This window comes from Paenibacillus sp. GM1FR, assembly GCF_002803315.1.
Classification (GTDB): Bacteria; Bacillota; Bacilli; order Paenibacillales; family Paenibacillaceae; genus Paenibacillus; species Paenibacillus amylolyticus.
This window is the reverse complement of the sequence record NZ_MKZL01000018.1, coordinates 16,947-42,385: the sequence shown is the minus strand read 5'-3', so window position 1 is coordinate 42,385 and position 25,439 is coordinate 16,947. Positions and strand designations below refer to the sequence as shown.

Here is a 25,439-nt window from a genome sequence, read left to right as displayed (position 1 = left end):
AAAAAAGAATAATTCTTCAGTTGAGCAATAGCGAAGAATTCTAACTGAAGTGACAAACTAATTATAGTTAAATTGAACAAAAGCAGCCGATTACTTTGATCGGCTGCTTTCTTAGTTTCTTTCATAAAACTAACTACGGCACAACATCTATTTTAATGAAATTTCAAATGTGGAATCCACGTCACCTGCAAATACAATGCGGCCGTTCTCTGGTAAAACAACCTCGTTCACACCGCTGACTACGGTGTGATTAATACAAATCCCCTTCTGATCATATACGGCAAAGGCGCCAGTTGCAGGCATTTTAACCGTCATGACTTTTCCTTTCACCGTTGCTGGTATCGAAAACCATCTGGCATATCCGTCTGCTTGAATCGTTGCTAGAGATTGTTTACCCGAATAGAGTGGTTGTACCATTTCCTCACTGGCGTATATGCTACCAACGGCTGTAATGTACTCTACTCCGTTCTTTTTAGCAAAATAAATCTCCTTTGTATCACGTCCAGCCAGGCCAGGGATTTGCAGCTCCGTGACTGCTTCGTTTGCTCCAATAATCTTAGTATTGGATACATATCCCGGGGTCTCTTTGTCCAAATGAATCGGGAGAATTGGTGCCGAATTGAGATAAACCGTTGATGTATATTTCTCATTCAGCAGGTAATATTTTTTACCTTCACGCTGCTCCCATGAGGCCGTAATATCCTGGGATAACTCATTGGCTTCCAGCTTCTCCATTTTATATTCGGAGAAAGCCAATTGTCCAAGTCCTGGCAAGGATATATAAGATCGATACCACAGATAAGTCCTTCCATTCTTCTCCTTAACAAATTTCAACTTTTCCGTGCCTTCATCGTTAACAAAAGTACCATCCGCTGTATAGGTGTATTTTTGAGCCGGATCACTTGGAGCTGCGGGTGTGGATACAGTCATTTGTCCAGCAGTATTCATTTCGATCTTCTTAACTGAATTATTGCCGCCATATATACCTGCATTCGTGGCTATTTCTTTAGGTATATCTGCCTTCACTGGAACACCAAACGATTTTTCCGGCTTCCGTTCTGTAATAATGCCCTTTTCCTCAAGTGCGCTGAGTAATAATTCACTCGCAATGAACTGATCTTTGGCACTTGTCCCACCTGATGAGGTAACGGCTGCAGCCAGATTATATTCCGGCAGTACGACTAATGATGAGTGATACGATATGGTATCTCCACCTTTTGTTACTGCCTTGATACCGTATTCACTGAATGGGTACAGATTTACACTATCCCACCCTAAACCGTAAGATATAGACGTATCGCCACCCTCTGGCCACATGCCTTTTTTGTACTCTTCTTGCGCCATGGCTTCTACAGACTTATCGGTAAGAATGCCTTGGACCTCTCCCGTGAAGATTTGTGAAAACTTCGCAAGATCTTCAGCGGTGGAATAAATGCCTCCAGTAGCGATAACATTATAATTCTCTTGTGGAAGCTGACCCTCATACATAGGAGAATAGATTCCCGCCATTGCTGCCGTGTCAACCACATCCTGTGGTGTTTTGGTATGTTTCATGTCCAAAGGTTCCGTAAAATATTGGTGTATAAAAGCTGTAAAACTCATGCCGCTAACACGTTCAACCATAATCTCGGATAACGTAAACCCATCGTTACTATACACCGAGAACTCGCCGGGATCTGCCTTCAGGTTTTGACTTGCCAATTGGTCCAGAAACGTATCATGTGAGTACGTATCATTATCCCCGTACAATGTGGCATTACTGCCCGTGCCTCCCAGCAGACCGGAAGAATGATTCAACAGCATGCGTGGTGTGATTTGTTTGTAGCGATGATCTTTCATCTGAAAATCAGGTATATAGTTCACAACAGGCAGATCCAAATCCACCTTGCCTTCGTCAACTAACTTCATAACAGAAGCGGTGAGGAACATTTTACTCGTTGATCCTATGCCATAGATCGTATCCGGCGTAAGAGGCACCTTGTTGTTTTTATCGTTTTTGCCCGTCTGACCGGACACCACAATCTCGCCACCATCGATAAGGGCATATTGCAGGCTTGTGATTCCATGCTTCTCAGTGAGTAACTTGGCTTTCTCCATCACCGTTTTCTTGGTTGGTTCATACGTATGATCACTGCTAGGCGCAGCCATTGCAGACATTGGAGCTAACATGGTTAATGCCAGCGTTAACACGGCGATTGAAGTGCGTTTTCCCTTTTGTCGTCCCATTCACATCATCTCCTGAATTTTAAGTGTTTTGGTTATTTGATTTCTTCTGGGTCTACAAATTTCACCTCCGGATACAAGTCGTTTGGTCCCTGAATCAGATCTCCACCCGTTCCTTTCAGTTGCTTGTTAAAGAAATCGAGTACATATTGATTTACGATGTTTGATCCTCTTTTACCATTGATATCTCCTGTGATACCGGACAGTTTAACCAGCTCTGAATAGAACTGAAGGTCCGTGAAATTGAAGTGCTGGGTTCCTTCTACATAGATCACTTTTCCCCCATGATTCATAACATTTTTCATAATGTGCAGCTCATCTGAAAGAGATTTAGTTACTTCATCATCCGAATTTCTATCCATTTCAAAGTTGGCAAACCAGTCTTCAAAACTTCCCGATCGGATGAACATAAACGGCTTGTTTATATCATCTCTATTTTCCACTTCATATAGTGACCCATCCATATTAACCCCGGCCTTGATTCTCTGATCTAAATACGTTGCATTAAACGCGGTTGCACCCCCAAAAGAATGCCCCATCGCGCCGATGTGATCTAGATCGATTTTCCCTTTAAACTGACTTTCGATTGCACCTGAATTCAGCTTTTCGATTTGATCGATTACAAACTCCACATCTTTCGTCCATATACTCCCTGTTTTTGTACGTTCATCTAGTGTAGTCGTGCTTTTTTTATAATCCGTTACACTGCCATCTGGAAAAAGAGTAGCAAAGGTGCTATACGTATGATCGATGGTGACCACGATATACCCATGACTGGCCAGATTCTCGGCCTGTGATACATGTAGAACTCTACTGGTTCCCATACCATGAGATAGTAGTACCACGGGATAAGGACTTGTAGAAGGTAATATTTCTACATTTTCATAAGAGTTGGTTTGACTATACTTCAAGTAGTCGAGCAAAAATTCGGGCAGTTTTAAAGAATTAGAGAAGCTCTGAATATACTTTTTGAACATTTCTTTATCTTTTGGAAACAGCGTGTCACGCTTGTTATTATTGCTGTTTTCAGTTGGGTACCAAACTTGAACCATTAGTTCTCTCTTATCGCTTTGATCTTCAGTGAAGATTTCGTCTCTGTTCTGGTCTGTTAAATGAAATGTTTGAGTACCCACCTTCTCTGGACCATCAAGCTTCGGCAGATTAAAAACAGGTAAGTATACAGACAAGACGGTAGAACCAACAAGCAAAATAACGATTAAGGAAGATAAACTATATTTCAAGAACTTTCCTATTTTAAGATTCGCCATCTTATCGGAATGTCTGAATAAAACGATGATTATGAATAGAGCCGTCATGATATATACCAAAAGCAACTGCCATCTGTATCCCTCAACAAACAATTGCACTAATAATATAACGCTACTTCCTATACCCAAACCCAAACCTATTTTCTTTGCACTTCTTTTAATAAATAGTAGGTCTATGAGTAACGCGAAACAGGATAGAACTAACAGTATCTCAAATAATCTCAATTGAATTCCTCTCTCTCATCACGGACTTTTACAGAATTATTATTTCGCTTCGTTCATGAATGCTCTAACATCTTTTGCTATTTCTTTGAATAACGTATGGTGCAAGTAATGTTCGCCATCCATGGTGATTACTTTCCCATGTACTGAATCTTTGATCTGCCCTTCATGCAGCGGTATCCATCCTTCTACACCTTCATTATTCGCTTGTACAAAGAGAAGAAGTGGCAGGTCTTTAGGAAAGGTTAAACCTTGGGCTCCTTTAAAATTGGAAGCAATATGGTCCATCTCATTCAAAGTCGTGGAACTGTTCGAGTTTTTATTCGACAGCATGTTCATCTGCTCTACGGTATGTTCATCAAATGCGAGTCCAGCATAGGGGTCACTACTAAATTTGACCACCAATCTTTGGAGACCTGATTTTTTAAGAAATGCGAACGTTTTAGTAGGTAATTTGGCATCCATACCCGGTTGTGTTGAAACACTGCTATCAACTCCGACAAATGCCGTGACCTCATCCGGATATTTGTTCACATAATCAATGCCATAAATGCCTGCAATGGAGTGACCCATGAGCATGTACTGATGAATATCGAGTTGCTGCAGAGCTTCATGAACTTCACTTACGATATTCTCTGTGGTTCGTTCTTTTTCAGTAGCATCACTTAATCCATAACCGAATGGCTCAACCGCCACAACTTTGTAATATGGTGATAGTTCGTCAATGAGCAACTTAAAATCAAGCGCTGGTGCAGCTGTTCCAAAACCAGGCAGAAGTACAATCGTTTCCTTGCCTTCGCCTTGAATGAGCACATTCATATTTTTCCCGTCTACAGATACATGCTGACCATAGGAATCGATTTTCTTGGCCTCTGAATTACTACTGATCACATTGGTGATATAAACAATACCTAGAAATAGAATAATGGCGATTACGATTGCTCCTACTATTTTCAGTATCATGTTTCTCACTTTTTTGGCCTTTGATCTATTCTTTGTTTTCTTTTCCGCAGGCTGCGTCGTCAGTGTTATCTTCTCCTGTCTTGAACTGATAGTTCGATTGTCTTTTTTGCTGCTAATGAAATCTTATCCAATGAAAATGTACTCCCCGTGACGTCAATATGAACTGAATATGAACAAGCCAATTCATTTATATTTACTGCTGCGTCATAAATCCCCTGAATTTTTCAGCAATTTCTTTGGCATGGGAACGATACAAATAATGATTTGATTCCAGCAACACCACTTCACCACGCACAGAGTTCTCTATTAACTTCTCGTGTTCCGGAACCCAATTGTCTGCTGCCGGATGATTCTTTTGAACAAAGAAAAGAACCGGAAGATTAACAGGGAAAGTTAGTTGTTCAGATGCTTTAAAGTTGGAATACATACTTTCTGCCTCATTTAATTGCGTGGTATTATACATATTTTTGCGTATCAGAATGTTCAATTGTTCTTTCGTTTGCTCATCATAAGGCAGTCCATCATAAGGGTCAGCACTCAATTTCAGTTGCACTCGGGCGAAACCCAAGTTGCGGAACCATTTAATCGGTTGTGTATCTGATGATTCAATCTTCTGTTCACTTATCGCGGGAACACTGCTATCCAGCCCAACATATGCACTTACTTCATCTGCATATTTGTTCACGTAATCCAGGCTATAGATCCCCGAAATGGAATGACCCATGAGAATATAACGATCAATATGTAGACGCTGTAACGCTTCATGAATTTCACTGACGATATTTGCTGTGCTGCGTTCCTTTTTGGTCTGATCACTCAATCCGTAACCAAAGGGCTCAACAACGACAACTTTATAATATGGTGATAACTCGGAGATAAGAGGTTTAAAATCAAGCGCTGGTGCAGCTGTTCCAAAACCAGGCAGAAGCACAATCGTTTCCTCGCCTTCGCCTTGTATGAACACATTCATATTTTTTCCGTCTACGGATACATGTTGACCATACGGCTCCATTCTTTTTTGCTCCGAATAACTGCTGATTTTATTGACGGTATATACGATAGCTACAAAAAGTAAGATTGCTATAATGATTGCGCAAAGTACTTTAAACAAAATGTTTAACACTTTCTTGGTTTTGCTTTTACTCTGGACTTCTCTGTCTGCTTGTAGTTTCACATTCATCTGCTCCTATCCTCATCTGTATATTGGCCTGGCAGGCTGCTTAAGAAATCCTAATCAAGAAAGATGTACTCCCCATGACCGGAATATGAACGGAGTATGAACAAGCAAAAAAAATGTCCTATGTAACATACAAGGAAGCTTGCATGTTACATAGGACATGAACATTCGGTTTAGATAATCCGATGGATATTCTATTCATTGACCCTATCCTGTGAGCCTAACTATCCGTTGGTGGATGGATGGGCAACGTGACAATAAAGGTCGTGCCTTGACCAGGTTCGCTTTCCACTCGGATGTCACCCTGATGAAGGGACACGATCTGTTTAACGATAGCAAGTCCCATACCACTCCCATCGTATTTACGACTGTGGGAACGATCTGCCTTGAAAAAACGGTCGAATATACGCTTCTGATCTTCCAGGGGAATTCCAATGCCCGTGTCGGATATTCGAACAGTCACATTTTTGAAGTCCTCTTCGATACTGACTTTAATCATACCGCCATCCTCGGAAAACTTGATGCTATTTCCGATGATGTTTGTCCATACCTGATTTAACTGATCGTGATCAGCCGTTACCTTCACGTTCTCCAAATCAAGCTCGAAATGAATGTTGCGCCCAGACCATTGCGGCTGAAGCGCCACGATGACCCGCCTGATCTGTTCATCAAGGCTTAAGGTGGTGAGCCGTAGTTGCTGTGACTGCGATTCAAGCATACTCAGCTTCAGCAGGCTATCACTCATTTTGGACATTCTTTTTGCTTCTGAGATGATAATATCCAGGTAACGGTTTCGTTCTTGTTCTGAGAGATTTACTTGCTTCAGTGCCGAAGCGTAACCGGATATCGAGGTGAGCGGAGACTGAACCTCATGCGAAACATTGGTAACGAATTCCCTGCGCATCTGCTCCAACTGCTGAAGATCATGCATCATTTCTTCAAAGCTGCGGGCCAATGTACCAATCTCCGTCGTTTGTTTAATGTTCAGCTTGACGTTGAAGTCTCCAGCTGCAATCCGTTTGGTCGCTTTGGTCAATTTTTTGATCGGTCTAACCAGATATACAGAAGCAACCACAATCAACAAACTTCCTACAATCAAGGAACAGCTTGCAAAAATCAAGCCAAACTGGACCACAAAAGAGGCTGAGGGCGGTGAGAGTGTTTCTAGAAACATCGCTCTTATACCCGTTTCCGTCTTGATCGGTAGCCCCAAAAGAACGGTAGCGATACCTTTAGGTGTGTCCTGCACAACCCCTCCGTTTAAAACCTTCTTGAGTTGATCCGTCGATACGGGGGATGATTTATGTTCGTTGAGCTTCCCATAAGACTTGAAATTGCCCGTTGCATCATAAATTCGAATATGATACGAATCAAGTTGTTTCATTCTACTAACGAATGATTCTGCTTCATCAGCAGGCAGCGTCTTATAAATCTGCACAACGTCCTGGCCAAAATTGCGTATGTTAATTTGAGCATTTTCATTCAATTGATCTTCGAACATCCAGGTTGACATAAAAAATGAAATAATCGTGCCTGTGATGACTGACACCAGAAAGGTCAGAACAACACGAATATATAAGGATCTGATCATTCATAGACCTCAAGTCTGTACCCTAGCCCACGCACCGTTTCAATCCGAAAATCAGGTGTTGTCGCGAATCGTTCGCGCAGGCGTTTAATATGTACGTCTATTGTTCGATCATCTCCCGCGTAATCAATACCCCATATCTGATCGATTAATTGCTCACGTGTATAGACTTGTCCTGGTGTTCCAGCAAGCTTATACAGCAATTCGAACTCCTTAAGTGGTAACGTAAGCGACTCTGTACCTCTCATCACCTTATACGTCTGACGGTCCAGAATGACGTTGCCAAACTGGATTGTGTGTGTGGAGCCGATTTTGTATCGTTTCAGTAATGCTCGGACACGAGCGGTCAGCTCTAATGGATCAAACGGTTTGGTCAAATAATCATCCGTACCCAGTTCGAATCCTTTCACCTTCTCCCAAGTCTCTCCTCTCGCCGTCAGCATGAGTAACGGGAGGTCGGGATTGGCTCTTCGGAGTTCTTTACACAGTGCCCAACCATCCATGACAGGCATCATAATATCAAGGACGACCAGATCTACTGGAGTTTCGCCATATATAGTGAGAGCTTCCTTACCGTCCGCAGCTTCCACTGTTGTGAATCCATCGTTTTTGAGAAATAGACAGACGAGTTCACGAATGTTCGCATCGTCGTCTGCAACGAGTATAGTAGCCATATGTTTTTTCTGTCCTCTCCGTTACGTTTAAATATATAGTCCAACTTGTATAGTAAATATTAAAACATCTTGCTTATAGTATATCCACAGCAAACATCGTATGTTCTTTCAACGTTCCCTGGATTGGCACAGGCTGTGACCCATTCTCCTTGAATCCTGCTTTTTGAAGGACACGGATGGAACCTGTATTATCGGGCACAGCGCCAGCTTCGATTCGAGTAATTTCAGTTTCGTGTTTGGCAAATTCCATTACACATTGCAGGGCTTCGCTCATATATCCTTTTCCTTGATGCAGAGTATCCGTCACATAACCAAGGATCCATTTTGGGGTAGAATCCAGTATGATCTCGAACAAAGAAATTTCACCGACGAGTTCATCCGTTGTATGTAGAAAAATACCAAAAGAATAGCGATTTCCTTCTTCTCTCTTCTTGTTCCAGCTCTCAATGAGTGACCTTTGCCCTTCCAAGCTGTAGAAAGACTCGTCCCGATCACTTGCTGATATGTTCTCGATTTCCGCACGATTGCGAACCTGTAGATCCAGAAGCAATGAGGCATCATCCACATTCCAAAATCTCACATAGATACGCTCTGCACTATATTTCATCACATTATTCCTCCTCTATTAACGTTAGATGCAACTGTAGCATGATTATATCAGGTCATTATAAGAGTACGAGCGAATCAACGAGAATTGTTTCGCCAGGAAATGAGGTGAATATGGCATATCATTACGCAACCAGGCAACGATGGTTCCAATCAGAGCCGAAGAACCGTACCATATTGCGATTTCTTTGTGAATGCCGGATTCTTCGAGTTCATCTTCCATCTCTACCCGATCAATCTTGGCTTTGACCAGCGTACTCAACAATTTGAGCAGTCGTTCGGTAAAAATCGGTGTGCGCTTTGTAGCAAGAACCACCTGATAGAACGAGGCGTTCTCTGCAAAATGCTCCAGTAACTTGACTAGAACAGGCCAAGCCTCTTCCGTTCTTTGTTTCTCAAAATGAGGGGCATATTCATCCACGATCCGTTCAATATTCTCAATCATCTCATCCGCCATCTTCTCCATCATATCCGTAATATCACGATAGTGCAGGTAGAAGGTTACCCGATTGATCGTCGCTCGTTCGGCAATTTTGTTGACTGACAACTTCTCAATATCCATTTCCTGCAGCAATTCAACAAATGCACCTCGAATTAACTGACGTGTTCGCAATATTCTTGGGTCCACGGCTGATTTCTTCTCGTCTTTCACGTGTATCCCTCCCATCAAATTTTAAACATTACAATTTTAAACAAACAGTCGTTTATTTTTGATTTACACAACAAATTCATTTTATTTGTAAAATAAACGACGAAAACACGTCATAACGTAAATTGTAATCTGTCCGAATATGTATATAATTCAATAAATACAATGTAAACTATACAACACGTTGTAAATTTAGTCACGTGTGGATTGAAAGGATGAAAAGGATTGAGTCAGGCTAGAGTACAAGAAGAATTATCCGTAAAGAAAGGCCCCATCCTGTTTATCATGATTTTGGGAGCCTTCCTTGCAACGTTGAATCAAACGATCATGAGTGTCGCTACACCGGAACTGATGGGTGATTTTAACATCTCCGCCGCAACAGCACAATGGTTAACGACAGGTTACATGCTGGTGAACGGGGTGCTTATCCCAATCACGGCCTACTTTATGCAACGCTTTTCAACCAAGCAATTATTCCAAGCTTCCATGTTTATTTTCCTGATTGGTACCATCGTATCCGCTCTTGCAGATAACTTTGGCACATTACTGACAGGACGTATGATTCAAGCAGCGGGTGCCGGTATTATCATGCCGCTCTTGATGCACGTTATTTTGACCTTGTTTGCTCCTGAAAAACGAGGATCTGCAATGGGTATGGTTGGTTTTGCCATCATTTTTGCCCCTGCAATCGGGCCTACCCTTGCCGGTTATATCCTCGAGAACTACTCTTGGCAAACGATGTTCTATGGCATGATTCCATTAACTCTTATTGTCATTGCTTTTGCGTTTGTATACCTGAAGAATGTATCCGAACGGGTCAACACAAAGTTCGACACAATCAGTGTGGTGCTCTCCACGATCGGATTTGGCGCATTGCTCTATGGTTTCAGCAGAGCAGGAAGTCTGGGATGGTCAAGTGCAGAAGTTCTTATCTGCATTGCGGCTGGAATCGTTTCGCTTGCCCTGTTTACATGGCGTCAGCTCGTGTCTGAAACTCCGCTGCTTGATCTGCGGGCATTCAAATACAACATGTTCTCCTTGACCACGGTCATTAGTATCGCGATTACAATGATCATGTATGCTGACATGATGTTGCTTCCCTTGTATCTCCAGAACGCACGTGGTTACACTGCACTGGAGTCCGGATTATTACTCCTTCCGGGTGCGCTTGTCATGGGCTTCCTAATGCCAGTAGCCGGAAAATTGTTTGACCGATTTGGAGCGAAATGGCTCGCTGTTATCGGGATGGTGATCACCATCGTGACGACAATTGGTTTCATCGACTTAACGGATTCAACCAGTTATGGTTACCTGGTATTAATGTCTACCGGCCGCCGAATTGGTATGGCTCTGCTCATGATGCCGATTCAGACTGCGGGACTTAACCAACTGCCACCAAGACTTGGTGCACACGGTACAGCTATCTCCAACACCGTCAGACAAGTGGCTGGTGCTGTAGGTACTTCATTGCTCGTAAGTGTCATGACCTCCCGTACAACGGCACACGTACAGGATATGATGGCGACTGGTGCAGCCAATGGTCTCAGTCAACAACAGCTTGCTACAGAATCCATGATCCAGGGTATCAATGATGCTTATGTTGTTATCATCGGTATCGCTGTTGTGGGATTGGTCCTTTCCTTCTTTATCAAACGCACCAAACAAGCCAAAGAGGAAGAAATCAAACAGGTGGTAAGACAAAAAGTTTCTATGAATTCAAATTAAGGTGTCCAGCCTCATACTTGCTTGCATAACAAAGCGGCAGATCAAGACGTTTACGTCTGATCTGCCGCTTTTTAGGTTGTGTCCCGTATGATTCCTTCTCACTCCGCAACGATCTTCACTGGCAGATGGGTCAATGACTGTCCCGGAGCTGAAGTGGCCAGATTATTCTCCAGATCAAAGGACTCCACCGGTTCAATCCGAGCAATCTTCTCCACAAATGCTGTCAAGGCAATGCTTAGTTCCATTCTTGCCAGCGGGGCCCCTAGACAAAAGTGTGGGCCATTACCAAAGGTAAGATGTCTTTTGTTATTCCGACGATGAATATTCAGCTCAAAGGGGTCTTCAAACATCTGCTCATCCATATTGGCTGCACTCATCCAGGAGATGACAACATCTCCTTTTTTCAAATCCACTCCGAGCAGTTGATTATCCTGCTTTACCGTCCGATGCCGCTTGGCATTATGGAACCTATAACGAAGCATTTCTTCCACTGCGAGCGGAACCCATTCGGGGTTCTGCCTGAGTTGGCCATACAAGCTCGGGTCATCGTAGAGGAAGGAATAGAACGTATTTGAAACCATATGACTCGTTGTCTCTATACCGGCTCCAAGCAGAAGCATGGTCGTGCGAACAACCTCATCCTCCGTGAACTTCTCACCTTCAACATCAACATTTAACAGATCCGTAATGATATCCTCACCAGGATGAGTCCGTTTATGAACCACAATAGGATACAGGAATTGATAATACTCTTGCGCGGCAGTTTGTTTTTTCAGTTCACTCTCTTCAGCCGTCTTTGGATTGATGGGTTGAAACAAAATATCTACCCAGTTCTTGAAGCGATGGCTGTCTGTAAGAGGGATGCCGAGCAGATCGGCCATAACCATCGAAGGTAGTGGAGCGGCCAACGCTTGAACAATATCAATCGTCGTATTTGGCTCAATATCGGCTACCAGCTGCTCTGCAATGTTGCGAATTCGTGGCTCCCAGTTTTTCAGACTACGAGGTGTAAAAGCAGCCGATAACAACGAACGACTTTTTTGATGACGGGGAGGATCGATACTTGATATGTTTAATTTGTCTGGAGGTGTGCCTTCATTGTTCTTTGCTCCAACGGCAATCGTTGTCCGGGTTCCTTCGGCTGAAAAATACTCATGATTACTGAGGACCTGCTTCACATCATCGTATCTGAACACATTCCAGGTGTCTGTATCTTCGTGATAGTACACAGGATGCTCGGACAGCATTTTTCGAAACCAGTGAAGTGGGAAAAACTCTTCAGATCTCGACTGAAACCCCGTGATGTCCTCAACACGTATCACTTCTTTATACATTTGGAATCCACCTCTCAGCATAGTTTCGTGATTGGTTACATGGGTACCTGAATTGACAGTTCAGCACCTGATTCCATTTTATACCATACGTTCATTTATTGATATAAACAATTTGAACTAAATCAGAAAAACCCCTTAATATAAGGGGTTTTCGTTTTATACGTATCGTATATTATTTCTGTTGATGTCTCAAAGAGATAAGCCATAGAGCCGATCAATCGCCTAGTTTCGCTAATGCTTCCTGTAGTTGCTCCAGTTGTTCAGACAGGGTTTCAATCAAGTTCTTCGTTTGGCTTGCCTTCTCCATTAAGATTTGCTCTTCAGAACTGTCTTCGGATACATTCCTGATTGGTGATGACTTCAATTCCGACAATTCGCTTTTGTATGTTTCTTGTTTCTCCAAAGCTATGCGCAGTTTTTCTTTCGTCGTACCAATCTGATGCTCCAGATATACGATGTCGGACGAGTTCGCTCCATCGGATACACGTTGTGAATAAGTCATGACTCACCTCTTTCAATTTCATCCATTGCTTTGCCAACAGTGTAGGGCTCAATATCGATATCCAGTTCCATGCCTAGAGCTAGTTTCGCCAGTTGACTCCCGATAAAAGGACCCATGGTCAGTCCAGAGGCTCCAAGTCCATTCGCGGTAATCAGACCTTGCCAGCCTGGAACAGCCCCCATTACTGGCAGAAAGCCAGGTGTGAACGGACGGAACCCAACTCTTACCTCCTGGAATGTGCTATTGGCTAGCCCCGGCGCCAGTTCCAGACCTTTATTCAAAACTTCCTGCATGCCCCCTGCAGTTACTCTTGTATCATAACCCTCCACATCATTTTCATGAGTGGCACCAATCACAATCTTCTGTTGATCAAAGGCCAGCAGATATTGATCAGAAGGAGGCATGATCACAGGCCAGCGGCCTGTATCCTCCCCATCCGTGACATGTAGATGCATAATTTGTGCCTTTTGATAATGCACTTTAAAGTGTATGCCGAGTGGCTTCAGCAGTTCGTTGGCCCAAGCACCTGCACAGACAATAACTTCATCTGCCAGGAAACTCTGATCATTAACACTCACACCAGTGACCCGATCCGCTTCGAATTGAAGCGTGGCGTCTCCATGGATCACTTCCGCTCCATTTCGCTGTGCAGACCGGATCAAGGCATCGCGCAGCGCTCTTCCATCTATACGTGCAGCACCGCTGATATGTACCGATTGATAACGTTCATCCAGCAATGGAAAACGTTCACGGGTTTCTTTGTCATCAAGAGGTGTAATGTCGCCAATCTCCGGCGCAGCTGCTTTGCGAAGATGGGCCCGCTCTTCCATCTTATTGATTTTGTCCACATCCGTATGAATACTAAGCGCGCCCACTTGAGCATAACCGGTTTCCGTTTCTCCTTCGGCTTTAAGCTCCGCTATGATGCCCGGATAGAACCGCGCACCAGCCTTGGCGAGCTGATACCAGTCCTGATTGCGACGCTGTGACAGCCATGGACAGATGATACCGGCAGCTGCATCCGTTGCCTGTCCTATATCTTTTCGATCTACGATGATGACCTCTGCGCCATGTTTGGCTAATTGATAGGCTGTTGATGCCCCCAGAATACCCGATCCGACTACGATGACTTTCTTCATGTTTGCATCCCTTCCCTTAATCACTCATTCGTTATAGCGTATACCGTTTCGCATTCTGTTGGCAAGGCGGGCGTACTTTTAGATCCATAAATAGAGGCTGATCAGACTACAGTTCATACTCATTCATCCAATTAATAATCGTTGAAGCATTTATATGAAAACGTTTTATATATTGCCCGTCATTCAATTAAAATTATTCCATTTATGTAATATAATTCTTTCTAGGTTTCTTTTAACGCTGTAACCACGCCACTTACGCACATGATCCTTTAACGAAAAGAGGAATAACACGACGATGCCGAAACCTAGTATGGGGAATCCGCTGGATACCGATATGCCGCTCATGATTACAGGGCAAAACCAGTTGACCGTTGATGAATTGATGAATTGGAGCGACCATTCACGGGATTACAGCATTGTACAGTGCATCGGAGGAACAGGGCGAATCGCAGCAAAAAATCATGAATTTTCGATCAAAAAAGGGACCGCTCTCATTTTGTTCCCGGAGGTAACCTACCGTTACCACAATCTGAGTGATTCATTACGATTTGATTGTCTGTCTTTCAATGGCTATTTGTTGCCACGGTTCTTGCATACCTTGCAGATCGGGGAGCTGCGCGCCTTCAAGCCGGATGGAATGCTTCATATCCTGTTGCGTGAAATTACGTTGGCGCTGCAGTCCCGGCACAAGGATCAGATCTGGCACGTATCCGCATTACTGTACATGCTTTTGGTCAGATTAACCATTGAAGGTGAACGCTATAGTGCTTACGAACGTTCTGATGCCCGATTAAGATTGGATGAACTCATTACTTTTATCAAACAAAATTATCATCAGGATATTTCTCTCCCCTTGTTGGCTGAGCAGATGGACGTTACCGAGCAGCACCTCAATCGGATATTCAAAAAAGAATTTCAAATGACTCCATTGGAATATCTGATGCGATATCGGTTGTTGAAAGCCAAGGAAATGCTCATCGAAAATAACGCTACGACCGCTCATGAAATAGCCAAAGCCGTTGGTTTCAACAGTGCCAGTTACTTTGGATCAGTGTTCAAAAAATACGAAGGGATCTCCCCTATCGAGCTACGCAAGCAGTATCTGGATTAGAGCGCCTCCACATCAATCTCGGCCAGCGAGGATAACCGCAGTTCATGCATGGCGAATTCCAGACCACGCGTTACCTCGTTAGGTACGATGATACACCGAATACCTGCTGCATTGGCTGCCTTCAAGCCATTAGGTGAGTCTTCGAACACAATCGCTTCGGAAGCCTCGATCCCAAGACTCTGGAGAGCAAGAAGGTACAGTTCAGGGTCCGGTTTCACTCGCTTCACATCCTCGGATGTATGAACGACTGTGAAATAATCAAAAATGCCTAATTTCTGCAAGTAACCATGCACCCAGTCCCGTGTGGAGCTGGAAGCAACCGCAAGCTGAATCCCCTTTTCCCTCGCAGACTGAAGCAATTCATACACCCCTGGAAGAATGGCGGCCTGTCCTAAATAGACTTCGTATTTCTGTTCAGAGAGCAGTTTGATATGATCATGATCTATCTTTTTTTGGAGCGCTTGCTCCAGATACAGAAATGGATGAAATTCCTCAAAGGATGTCCCCACATTTTTCGACCAAAGCTCCAGACCAAGTTCCACTCCGTGCTCTTCATAAATATCGCGAAACGCATAATACCAAGGTGTCTCTGTATCAACAATGAGTCCATCAAAATCAAATATAAATGCTTTTACCATGAACCTGTTCTCCCTCCAGTGATCGGCCAGGGGAGCGGATTAGAAACGTGCGGTCAAGTCCGGATGAGTAACGTTCACCGATAAAAAGTGACACGTACAGCCCGTTCCAGTCGGCGACTGAACAACTAATCCAGCTCGAAGTTCCCCTTGTATCGGCATGCCGAAATAACGAATTAGTTTCCACTCATCCCCATCGGGTGAATAAAAGAATGATATGCAGCCCTCTACTTTGCGTATACGCAGATAGGGATTAGGTACGGAGACTTCCACCGAATTACAATCATCCGATGAACCATCACGTGTCACCACCGACACGATGGTAGGCACTTTGCCATCATACTCAAAACAAATTTTGCACCAGTTAAGATCATCCGCCATCACCATCAGGCATCCGGAATCATATTGATTTTTCATATCAACGGTTAATTGGGTTGTGATTTCGAAATCGCCAGGCACAGGCATGGACAAGAAAGGAGCAGTTGCACGAATATGCTTGCCCGCAGGGTCCTGGAAAAAGTCGGTGTCCGCCTTCGCTTCCACCAGCACACCTCCCTGATCCGTGTAGGACCAGCTTTCGGGCTCGTTCATCCAACTCCATTGCTTCCGTGCTTCTGTTGTCATTACGTTAGTCATTTTTAGCAGCCTCCCAAGTTAAAATATGTTCTAGAGGTAGTTCAAAAAGTCCGCTTTTGATTACGAAGGATGCCTAGTGGCATCATCAGCATCGAATATGGCATTCAGCCGAAATGTCCGTTGCTCACGTAGCTCTATCTACGCTCCGCTACTCCATTTCTAGCTTCATCCCATCTTCTCGGTACTGAAAACCGCTCTTTTTGAACATGCATTTACTAGTTTTTTTCTGTACTACATATTCGCTCCAGATACAGTAAACCCCTTTTTCTACATATTTTTGTAAGGTTCCAGCACTTGGGAGTGCTTTTGCGGATCTGGCAGGAAGAACATGATGACCATTAGTACAACATATAGACCAAGAATGACGCTGAATAACAGTGTTGGATTGTGATGGTAGAGCAGGCCCGTCAGGTAACCGGATGGAATGGCTGTAAGCGTCATGACGGTCTGCACGGCCGAGAACATATCGGCTTTCTCATGCGTACCCAATCGGTTCATCAACAGGGAATCCCGGTACGTCTGCAAAATGAAGTTCCCCGCAGCGAGCACGATTAGCGTGAGAAACAACATGCCTATATTCCCCACAGGGATCAACAGAAACAGAATGGCTCCGGCCGTGCTAAGCACGATGGAAAAACCAACATACTTTTCTTCCGAACGCCGTTTCAGTCGCGGAATGATGACCAGATAGAGCAGCATGACGGTCACCGCGGTCACGACCGGAATAAAAGAAATGACACGGTCATCAAACTTCAACTGTTCCTTGAAGAATATGACCTGGAAGAAATTCAGCTGTAAAATCAGATTGGATAACACCGTGATCAGAATAATCGGAAAAAGTCTCCGTTTGTAGAACGATTTTCCAAACAGGCGCAGACTGGAACCCAAGCTCTGAAGCACGCGGGTTTTACTATGCAATCCCATAAGTTCCTTGCCGACCTCGGTCTCATCCGTGTATCGGTTACGAATGAAAAACATGGCGGTCATGAGGATGCCTCCGACAAAGTAAATGCTGGCGAGTGTAGGCACAATACCATAATCAGCAATGACCACCCCAGCAATTGGCGTGAGTACCCCAGCCCCTGTAATAATCATGTTGAGAATGGCAAATACCTTGGATCGTTTGTGTTCCTCCACATCCTCTATGATCAGACAGTTAAAGGCGACCGTTACAAACTTGGATGTTGCATTCAGTAAATAAGCGATCAGGAACAGCCAGAAGTTCTGGGAGAAGGCCCAGATGAACATGGGAACACTCCAGGCAAGCAGATCAAAGATCAGTGTTGTTCGTTTTCGTCCCAGCTTATTCGTAATGGAACCCGCAAACAATTGAAAGATAAAGGCAAAATAAAGATTCACCGAATTGATTAAACCGATTTCTATGTCCGAAAGTCCGGCTTCCTTCATATATAAAGGAGCGTAAAAGAGAACGATCGTGCCTGGAATGGCCCATACCGGTTCGAGTAAAATGGAGTAGCGTGGATTCTTCGGCAAATCTTGAAGCAATTTCAATCGATATCCCTTCCTTCTGCGGTTTTCACCGCTGCGAATTCCAACTTCTCGCAGCGGCAAACCCGCCAATGTCTACATGCTTATCGTACCTCTTATAGGATAAGAGCTGTTTTGACCGAATTCATCGGCAACTTCTCTCCAGTATGCATGTCATAACCAATCGTTCCATTAAAGGCCTGTTCATAATCACTCAGCAATTCCTTGGCTGTCACCATCTGTTCCAGTTCCGGGATGCTTTGGGCAAATTTCAGTGCCGTACTGATCATCGAGTGATTAGCAACTGCACCGATGATACTAATGCCATCATTAATGACGGCTGTTGATTTGAACGTCACCTCATAACTGTCGTCATATCCCATAGGAATAATTTTTCCGCCTTTGGCAATCAGCTCAAATCCTACATGAAGCTGGTTACCAACCGCGTCCACTACAATATCAAACTTTTTGTTATTATTGATCTCGTATACTTTATCCAGTGTCAGATCCTGAGGATAGAACACATGATCCGCGATCCCTGAAGCAAACTCTTTGCGGTATGGATCAACTTCCGTGCCTACGGTAAGCCTTGCCAATCGTTTGCTAACAAGCTGACACAGGGAACCGATTGCTCCAGAACCAAGGACCAGTACAGAGTCACTTGGCTTAGTTCCTGCTTTCATGAACGTCTGAAGTACACATCCCAGTGGTTCGATCATCATGGCCGTTTCCCAACTCATGGAATCCGGAATGGCATAGATATACTTTTCGTCCCCAACAAAATATTCAGCAAAGGTTCCGTGCGTCGTCATCCCTACTTGATAGTCATCAAAATTCTCGCAGTAGATGAACAGACCCTCACGGCAGTATGAGCAGGTACCGCAAGATTGCGTGGGATCAACCAATACCCGATCACCGATCTTGAAACCACGAACGTCGTCGCCCACCTCAACCACTGTGCCTACACCTTCATGACCAATGATCGTTCCTTTATTTGCTGGCACTTTGCCTTTGACAATATTCAGATCTGTCCCGCAGATGCCGGAACCATAGATTTTAATTTTTACCTGGTTTGGCTTTTGAATGGTTGGCTCCTCAATCTCCTGGTATGTCACCTGTTTGAGATCCTGATATACGAGTGCTTTCATTGAATAATTCCTCCTAGTCGATTGTCGATTATGATCTATGGATTAAGCTTCAAACGTTTTCGAAAGTTGCATCGCATGAAGATGTTCCTGCTTCTGAATCTCTTTCCAGTCTGACAGGATCTGTAACAGCGCTTCCTCGACCCACAGCAATTCTTCCCGTGTATGGGCATCAGAGAAAATAAAGTAACCCTTGGTGAAAATGCCGAAGTGAGCCATTCTCTTCACCATGAACTCGCGGAAAGGGTCTGTCTGGAAGTTATCTTCAGCCAGGGATTGAATGCAGAAGCTTGCATACGTCCCTCTCACTTCCAATTGATCCGTCAATCCGAGTAATACAAGTTCAGATTCCAGACGATCCATGATCCGGGTTGCCGGATCACGCCAAGTCGGCCATACTTTCGCATTTTTCATTAATCGTTCACAGGCAATGGCTGCTGCGAGCGCTGTCGTTTCACTGGAATGGGCATTACTGAATCTGACCTGTCCTGACAAAGACATCAAGTGCTCAGGCCCCATAACCGCTGCGAGCGGTAAACCGTTGGCCATACCTTTAGAGATACAGAGCAGATCAGGCCAGATGTCATATTCTCCTGCTGTAGCCTGCTTGCCCATTCGAATACCGGAAGTTACCTCATCGAATATGATAATGATGTCCAGAGACCGACATAGGTTTACGGCTTGCTCCAGCGCGTCCTTTTTCCACTCGTTGGGGCATAGAACAATACATGCGATATCCTCGGGAGACGCGGTAATCTGAGCCTCAATTCGCTCCGTAGTAGGCTTGTTAACCCAGATCGTTGAACGCTCGATATCCACGGGTATGCCACGTTCTTTTGTCTGGCCACCATAATAACCGTAGGCAGACCAGTCGTGCCACCCATGATAAGCTGTCGCAATAACCTTGCTTTTGCCACTAGCGGCACGGGCCAGACGCACGGCCCCACTCACTGCATCGGCACCACTCTTGGTGAAGCGCAGCGATGGATAACGCCCCTCGAACCGCTCCAGAATCAACTCGGCACATTCAAGCTCGATGTCGGCAGGTAAAGAAAAGCTTGTCCCTTTTTTCAACTGGTGAATGACGGTTAATTGGACTTCATGTCTGGCATGGCCCCATGGCGCCGTACCCATGGCCATTTCGCAATCCAGCCATTCATTCCCGTCGATATCTGTAAATCGGGAGTTATAAGCCTCTGCACAACATACGGGTGTATGGCCCGGAAATAAACGTTCAGGTGCTTTGGCTAAAGTGCTGCATCCGCTCGGAATTACCTTCTCGACTTGTTCCAACCACTCCAGATTACGGGTAAACCGTACGGCACGATCGAGCGTGCTCTCTTTTTCTTTCACCTTAAGTACCTCCCTGTTTATTTTCGTTGTGAGTGTATTACCGAACTTTGGTTCCAGGCCAGCATCCATCGTATATGCGATCCATCGTGATCACATTGCCATACAGATCAATGATCAGATCCTTGGCTCGATGAGCATGTCTCATCTCAATCCAGTAGCGGTTCTCCAGCAAACGGGCGAAATTGTCCACCAAAAACAGTAACCGGTTCTCACTATGAATCAGTTCCTTGCCCAGTACCTGTGGCAGCCAGATGGCCCCATTGGAATTAAAGCGGTTTGAATAGTCCCGTACTTCGGCTACATTTGCAAATTCGGCTTCCTCCAGCTTGGTCCAGAATGTATCGGCATCACTTCGAACCTCGGCAAGGTCAATCCCGACAATCGGCAGATGCTGGTATTCCTCTTGGCTTTCCAGCTGTGCTTTCAGATGACTGAAAACGAATGGCCATACATCAGCCTCGATTTGACCGCCCCACTTTTTCCAGAAGCGTGCCAGATTGTTCTTGCGGTTGAAGTTGCGGTGAATCCCGCTGCTGCGTTCCCAGTGATACGCTTGAATATTCGGGTTAATGACCGTATCGTATCCGGCAGCTCGTGCCCGCATCTGATAATCAAAGTCCTCGTATCCGTTAAAGAACTTCTCATCGAGGTTGCCGATGGTCTCATACACCTCCCGCTTCATGCCAAACATGGCAAAGACCACCAGTTGAACAGAGAAGGTTTCTTTTGGGATATCATCAGGAGATGCGTTCAGGAACAGGTGTCGGCCGATGGTGTCCGCAAAAGCAATGCCGCAATGCTGCACGCCTCCTGTTTGTGGATACAACAGAACCCCTCCAATCATGCCAATCGTAATATCGCTATCCAGTGTCTCTTTCATCATCGGTTGCCAGTTCGGTTGAAGAATGGTGTCAGAATCCAGGAAGAAAATGTACTCTCCCTTGGCAAGACTCAGTGCGCTATTAATCGACACGGCGCAACCGAGTGGAAAATCATGCTGAAGAATCTCGATGGTCACACCTTCTCTTACTTCTTGCTTCAGTTTATCCAGATGTTGAAAGACTGCTGAGCCGGAACCATCGTTGATGAAAATAATCTGAGTGGATGGGCTAACCGTCCGGAGTAGCGAATCTGTGAACAGGTTCAAAATGTTATAGTCCTGGTTGACTGGCACAATAATGGTGTAAAGCATGGAATCCCTCCTGATTTGGGTTGATGGAATGAGTACATAAGCTGATTTTGAACTGCACAATTGAAGGTATTTCTGCCCGGCCCCCTCGTTTGAATATTTTGTCTTTATTTGGTAATGATTTGAATCTACTAGAAATTTATATCATTTTTTGTAAACTGAAAATCTTAAATTCTGAACTCTGTTAATATTTGAATATGTGAGAAAATCAAGTTTTTGCAGCTTGCGCACTGAGAAACGCTGTTGTGAACGCAAAAAAACACCCTCAAAGAGTCTGTGTATCTAACGATACATTCGACTTTTTTTGGGGTGTTCGCTTGATGGAAATCTATTGATTCTCGCTGAATTAACCTTTAGCTATCGTTGCTTAAATCCATGATAAAACGTATCTACCACAAGCGCAGGGGCTGCTTTTCTCGCGATATGACCACTTACAACCTGCTGCCACGTCAGGAACATGATGGAATACAACACATCGACAATCCAGGTTTTATCGAGATCGGAGCGGAAATAACCTTTCTGTTGTAACAGACCGACCGCGTGTAATACAGGTTCTCTCAGTTTCAGATCTGCTCCCTCAATCTCGGGATTATAGTTAATGGTGGTGTCATGAGCCAGAAAATAAATTTTGTCGCCTAATGGAATCAGCGCCTCGATCAGCTCAGGTATGTACTTTTCACAGTGCTCCTCATCCAGTTGGATTTCTTTCATGGTCTCACTGACCACCTCGATTGCGCGTAATCCGAGATATACCATGAGCTGTTCACGGCTTTCCACATATCGATGTAACGTAGCGATCCCGATTTTTGCAGATTCTGCAATCTCATTCATAGAAGCATTCGGTTTTTCAATCAGCAATTTGGTGGCCTCGTCCAAAATGGAATGAAGCCTGGTTTGTTTGATTGTTGTCATTTCCTTTTTCATTGGTATTACACCTCTTGGCGAATTAGTCTACAATTGATCTAGTCATCCATCAAATGATTGGATGAGATTATAAAATTATAGCATACTTCCTCACGAGTAATACTAAAAGCCGCCATTTGGCGGCTCTTAGCATGGTTATCTTTCACGTTACTTACAGTTCGATGATTCTCGTTGCAATATTTGTACAAAATTCACGATCATGCTCTACAAAAAGCAGGGTTGGCGAGTATTCCAAGAGTAAGTCTTCGATCTGCATACGTGAAATGACATCTACAAAGTTGAGTGGTTCATCCCAAATATGCAGATGAGCTTTCTCACTAAGACTTTTGGCAATGAGCACTTTCTTTTTTTGACCTGCGCTAAACGTTGAGATATTTTTCTCCAATTGCAGTCTGGAAAAATCCAACTTTCGAAGTATCGATTTAAACAGGCTTTCATCAATCCCCTGTGTGGCCGCATACTCAGATAAATGTCCTCCGAGATCGGACGTGTCCTGCGACACATACGAGATTTTAAGCTGATGATCCTTTCTGAAAAGACCTGTATAAGGGATATCTTCACCACAGATCAGTTTAAGAATGCTTGATTTGCCAGATCCATTTTTACCGTACAGGTTAATACGATCCCCTTGTTCAACCGTGATACTGACATCCTTACACACCGTATTGGAGCCATATGATATCGACACATGTTCCAATTCAACAAGTTCCTGCTTGTGAAAATCCAGCTGATGAATCTGTAAACGTTCTGCACTCTCGATATTTTTGAGAAGTTTGGATTTCTCTTGAATCGCAGATTGCTGCCTTTGTTCGATATTTTTGGAACGTTTCATCATTTTGGCAGCCTTGTGCCCAATATATCCTTTATCCACCTTGGAGCCGGAATTTCTCGTACCATTTTTGGTCTTTTCAACTTCATGCGACCATCCACCGGTCCGTTTGGCTGAATCGGATAAACGCTTGATATCCTTTATTAATTTCTCATTACTCGCAAGTTCAAACTGATCTTGCCTTCTTTTATTTTCCCACCAAGCGGAGAAATTGCCTTTCTGAATCTCGATGTTACTTTTATTGATGGAAAGGATATGGTCCACGCTGTGATCCAGAAAGGATCGATCGTGAGATACCAAAATAAATCCACTCTTGCTACCAAGATAATTACTGACGATTTGTCTTGCATGGAGATCAAGATGATTGGTAGGTTCATCTATGAGCAGAAACCGATTATCCTTCAGGAACAAAGCAGCCAGCATCACCTTTGTTTGTTCTCCGTTGGATAACGTATCAAAAGGCCGATACAACACATCTTCTGACACTTTTAACAGGTTAAGCTCGCGCACAACTTGCCAGTGTAGATATTCAGGATGAATCTCGCCGATGACATCAACGGTCATGGCTCCCTTATTTTCTACCTGGAAAGGAAAGTATTCAAAGCTAACATTCGCAGAGATATGTCCGCTGTATTCATATTTGCCAAGCAAAAGATTGAGGAATGTCGTTTTGCCTCTGCCGTTCCTTCCGGTAAAACCCAATTTCCAATCGGAGTCCAACTGAAAACTAACATTTTCAAATATATTATCGTAACTGCCTTCATAAGCAAAGGTCAGGTTGGTAACGTTGATTAAAGACATGCATATCATCCTTTTTATGTGAAATATAAAAGTAAACTGACGGGATTTCACCATAGAACATGGCATGGATTCCCTCACTTTAATATTTGAACATAATCAGAATTTAGATTCGCTTATACAATAAAGAAACCTGGCGATAAACCACTCAGCGCCAAGTAGATCTATGCATAGGAGGACAAAGTGTCGGATTCTGATTAGTCATATTGTGAACCATGCCACTGTTCATGTTTGTTGACAGGTCCACATAAACATCCACAACCTCTAATTCAGTCATGACTCTATCCCCCCTTTGAAAGTTCAAAATTTAATACAGAAAACTTAACATGGAATACGATATGGGTCAAGACAGTGTAGCCTCGATCTCATCTTCCATCCCCGTACCGTTAAACCATTGTGTTTTCTGGCTTACACACCTCTATGTAAATTTTGATGATGTACTCATCGGGATTACTTTCTGCAAAATAAGTGAGCAGGTCCAGTGCATACACATGTCCACAGACTTGCAGTCCCTCTTTTTCTATCTCCTCTTTCATGAGGGAATACGTCTCCGGCATGCTTTCGTATGAACCTCGATGATTCATGACGGCATACATCCCTTTTGGCTTAATCCATATCGTTTCCCCTGGAATGGGAGCTTTTATTTTGTTGCCAAAGTAATCCGGATAGTATTCTCCTGCCTCATAGTGCTCCTGAGTTAAGATCGTCCATACCGGAAACTCATAGTCGATCATCTGTTCATCACAATGGGTCCTGTATTCAATGAATTTACGGAAGAATTCCTTATCCCCATCCCCTTGCTCCAGTTGAACAGTAATAAAATACTCCAGCTCACATTGTTCGATATGCAGCCCTTCAGGAGAAGCATCCGTGGCTTGTTTCGTCATTTCTATTGCACCACTTAGCAGCTTTTGCATACGTTTGATTCGTTGCTGCTCCAACTCAAGTGCCTTTAATTTCTGTTCAAACAGCTCAATTAACAATGGTGTATTCTGATTTTGAATAAACGACTTAATCTCTTGGAGTGAGCTTCCTGCCTTCTTCAGCACATGTATGACATCCAGCACATACGTTTGTTGCATACCATAATAGCGGTAGCCCTTGGCATTGGTATATTCAGGCTTTAACAGCCCAATCTCGTCATAATGAAACAAGGTATGTTTGGTCACTCCGCAGATCTTGGCAAATTCACTGGTGGTAAAGTGTTGTGCGTGATGTCCAGCCATCTATGGGCCCTCCATGTACATATGTAGTCTAAGTT

The 25,439-nt window shown here is 43.9% G+C and carries 22 protein-coding genes; 2 read left to right on the top strand and 20 right to left on the bottom strand.

Going from position 1 to position 25,439, the window contains the following annotated elements; translation table 11 throughout:
* Positions 1-147 precede the first annotated feature (147 nt).
* The 8 genes from PAEAM_RS14555 to PAEAM_RS14520 all read right to left on the bottom strand — a co-directional run bounded on the left by PAEAM_RS14555 (position 148) and on the right by PAEAM_RS14520 (position 9,373).
* Positions 148-2,226, bottom strand: a complete 2,079-nt coding sequence (locus tag PAEAM_RS14555) for a serine hydrolase domain-containing protein (RefSeq protein ID WP_100528048.1) — start codon at positions 2,224-2,226, stop codon at positions 148-150.
* A 32-nt stretch (positions 2,227-2,258) separates the two neighbouring features.
* Complete coding sequence (locus tag PAEAM_RS14550; RefSeq protein WP_243391367.1) at positions 2,259-3,491, bottom strand: alpha/beta hydrolase family protein; 1,233 nt, start codon at positions 3,489-3,491, stop codon at positions 2,259-2,261.
* Positions 3,492-3,755: 264 nt separating this feature from the next.
* On the bottom strand, positions 3,756-4,676 hold the full coding sequence (locus tag PAEAM_RS14545; protein WP_100528046.1) for an alpha/beta fold hydrolase: 921 nt from the start codon (positions 4,674-4,676) through the stop codon (positions 3,756-3,758).
* 193 nt (positions 4,677-4,869) lie between these two features.
* Positions 4,870-5,856, bottom strand: a complete 987-nt coding sequence (locus PAEAM_RS14540) for an alpha/beta hydrolase (protein WP_100528045.1) — start codon at positions 5,854-5,856, stop codon at positions 4,870-4,872.
* Positions 5,857-6,073: 217 nt separating this feature from the next.
* On the bottom strand, positions 6,074-7,444 hold the full coding sequence (locus tag PAEAM_RS14535) for a sensor histidine kinase (protein WP_100528044.1): 1,371 nt from the start codon (positions 7,442-7,444) through the stop codon (positions 6,074-6,076).
* Positions 7,441-8,115: a response regulator transcription factor gene (locus PAEAM_RS14530; protein WP_017688634.1), complete on the bottom strand. Its 675-nt coding sequence runs from the start codon at positions 8,113-8,115 to the stop codon at positions 7,441-7,443. Before PAEAM_RS14530 ends, PAEAM_RS14535 begins: the two co-directional genes overlap by 4 nt.
* Positions 8,116-8,188: 73 nt before the next feature.
* Complete coding sequence (locus PAEAM_RS14525; protein WP_076249414.1) at positions 8,189-8,722, bottom strand: GNAT family N-acetyltransferase; 534 nt, start codon at positions 8,720-8,722, stop codon at positions 8,189-8,191.
* A gap of 45 nt (positions 8,723-8,767) precedes the next feature.
* Complete coding sequence (locus tag PAEAM_RS14520) at positions 8,768-9,373, bottom strand: TetR/AcrR family transcriptional regulator (protein WP_047842851.1); 606 nt, start codon at positions 9,371-9,373, stop codon at positions 8,768-8,770.
* Between the two features lie 282 nt (positions 9,374-9,655).
* On the opposite strand from PAEAM_RS14520, the gene PAEAM_RS14515 reads away from it, so the two are divergent.
* The gene (locus PAEAM_RS14515; RefSeq protein ID WP_076327924.1) at positions 9,656-11,095 is read left to right on the top strand and encodes a DHA2 family efflux MFS transporter permease subunit; all 1,440 of its coding nucleotides are present in this window, start codon (positions 9,656-9,658) and stop codon (positions 11,093-11,095) included.
* 98 nt (positions 11,096-11,193) lie between these two features.
* On the opposite strand, the gene PAEAM_RS14510 is transcribed toward PAEAM_RS14515, so the two are convergent.
* The 3 genes from PAEAM_RS14510 to PAEAM_RS14500 all read right to left on the bottom strand — a co-directional run bounded on the left by PAEAM_RS14510 (position 11,194) and on the right by PAEAM_RS14500 (position 14,070).
* Positions 11,194-12,429, bottom strand: coding sequence for a cytochrome P450 (locus tag PAEAM_RS14510; protein ID WP_047842850.1), 1,236 nt, complete (start codon positions 12,427-12,429; stop codon positions 11,194-11,196).
* 214 nt (positions 12,430-12,643) lie between these two features.
* Positions 12,644-12,931 (bottom strand): hypothetical protein, encoded by a 288-nt coding sequence (locus PAEAM_RS14505; protein WP_076249416.1) that lies wholly within the window; start codon positions 12,929-12,931, stop codon positions 12,644-12,646.
* Entirely contained in the window at positions 12,928-14,070 is a 1,143-nt protein-coding gene (locus tag PAEAM_RS14500; RefSeq protein WP_100528043.1) for an NAD(P)/FAD-dependent oxidoreductase, read from the bottom strand. Before PAEAM_RS14500 ends, PAEAM_RS14505 begins: the two co-directional genes overlap by 4 nt.
* 295 nt (positions 14,071-14,365) lie before the next feature.
* Here PAEAM_RS14500 and PAEAM_RS14495 point away from each other — a divergent pair, with 295 nt between their 5' ends.
* The gene (locus PAEAM_RS14495; protein WP_051447072.1) at positions 14,366-15,181 is read left to right on the top strand and encodes an AraC family transcriptional regulator; all 816 of its coding nucleotides are present in this window, start codon (positions 14,366-14,368) and stop codon (positions 15,179-15,181) included.
* Here PAEAM_RS14495 and PAEAM_RS14490 read toward each other — a convergent pair.
* From PAEAM_RS14490 to PAEAM_RS14450, 9 genes are all read right to left on the bottom strand, one after another.
* Complete coding sequence (locus PAEAM_RS14490; protein ID WP_047842847.1) at positions 15,178-15,819, bottom strand: HAD family hydrolase; 642 nt, start codon at positions 15,817-15,819, stop codon at positions 15,178-15,180. The two genes, PAEAM_RS14495 and PAEAM_RS14490, sit on opposite strands and share 4 nt — an antisense overlap.
* Before the next feature lie 39 nt (positions 15,820-15,858).
* A complete protein-coding gene (locus PAEAM_RS14485) occupies positions 15,859-16,452 on the bottom strand; it encodes a DUF1349 domain-containing protein (RefSeq protein WP_100528042.1) in 594 nt (197 codons plus the stop codon).
* Positions 16,453-16,719: 267 nt separating this feature from the next.
* Positions 16,720-17,964 carry an MFS transporter gene (locus PAEAM_RS14480; RefSeq protein WP_051449724.1) on the bottom strand — a complete coding sequence of 415 codons (1,245 nt, stop codon included), beginning with the start codon at positions 17,962-17,964 and terminating at the stop codon, positions 16,720-16,722.
* Positions 17,965-18,056: 92 nt separating this feature from the next.
* A complete protein-coding gene (locus PAEAM_RS14475; RefSeq protein WP_036608226.1) occupies positions 18,057-19,088 on the bottom strand; it encodes a zinc-dependent alcohol dehydrogenase in 1,032 nt (343 codons plus the stop codon).
* Positions 19,089-19,130: 42 nt separating this feature from the next.
* Complete coding sequence (locus PAEAM_RS14470; protein ID WP_036670800.1) at positions 19,131-20,438, bottom strand: aminotransferase class III-fold pyridoxal phosphate-dependent enzyme; 1,308 nt, start codon at positions 20,436-20,438, stop codon at positions 19,131-19,133.
* A 37-nt stretch (positions 20,439-20,475) separates the two neighbouring features.
* Positions 20,476-21,630, bottom strand: a complete 1,155-nt coding sequence (locus PAEAM_RS14465; protein WP_017688647.1) for a glycosyltransferase family 2 protein — start codon at positions 21,628-21,630, stop codon at positions 20,476-20,478.
* A gap of 354 nt (positions 21,631-21,984) precedes the next feature.
* Positions 21,985-22,551, bottom strand: coding sequence for a TetR/AcrR family transcriptional regulator (locus PAEAM_RS14460; RefSeq protein WP_036608234.1), 567 nt, complete (start codon positions 22,549-22,551; stop codon positions 21,985-21,987).
* A gap of 151 nt (positions 22,552-22,702) precedes the next feature.
* On the bottom strand, positions 22,703-24,181 hold the full coding sequence (locus tag PAEAM_RS14455) for an Lsa family ABC-F type ribosomal protection protein (RefSeq protein ID WP_100528040.1): 1,479 nt from the start codon (positions 24,179-24,181) through the stop codon (positions 22,703-22,705).
* 383 nt (positions 24,182-24,564) lie between these two features.
* Entirely contained in the window at positions 24,565-25,404 is an 840-nt protein-coding gene (locus PAEAM_RS14450) for a MerR family transcriptional regulator (RefSeq protein WP_100528039.1), read from the bottom strand.
* Between the last annotated feature and the right edge of the window lie 35 nt (positions 25,405-25,439).